Below are 432 nucleotides of genomic sequence, written 5' to 3'. Positions count from 1 at the left end.
GTGTCTCTGTGGTTAATTACTTAGCATCACGTCCCAATCACCCCACCATCCTCTTTGCTAATAAGCACCGTGGCGGAACGAGGACGGCCATTTGGATAATGATCGGGCCAGTTACTGGCCGCGTTAGGGTTTTGGGGGGACTTATTGATGCCACGTCTTTGCAGAACATCTAACATTTCACCCGGATGCTGAATATTCACCCACATGGTTTTCATATCCGGTGTCATGATCACGCCCGTAATTTCACACCCCACTGGTCCAGTCAGAAATCGGCGGATTTCACCAGTTGCCGGATCGGCTGCCAACATCTGGTTATTGCCAAATTGTTTAAACGCCCCATCATTCAATACGCTGGCACTGACATCGGTCTGAATCCATAACACACCGCGGTCATCGATGTTTAAGCCATCAGGATTGGCGAACTGCTCACCC

At 50.0% G+C, this 432-nt stretch carries 1 protein-coding gene; it reads right to left on the bottom strand.

Annotation, left to right across the window (positions count from 1 at the left end; translation table 11 throughout):
* Nucleotides 1-26 precede the first annotated feature (26 nt).
* On the bottom strand, nucleotides 27-432 hold a 406-nt coding region (locus tag B3182_RS11215), incomplete at its 5' end, for an alkaline phosphatase PhoX (protein WP_292752776.1).

This window comes from Methylophaga sp. UBA4204 (genome assembly GCF_002379485.1).
In the GTDB taxonomy this organism is placed as follows: domain Bacteria; phylum Pseudomonadota; class Gammaproteobacteria; order Nitrosococcales; family Methylophagaceae; genus Methylophaga.
This window is presented reverse-complemented; position numbering and strand designations above follow the sequence as displayed.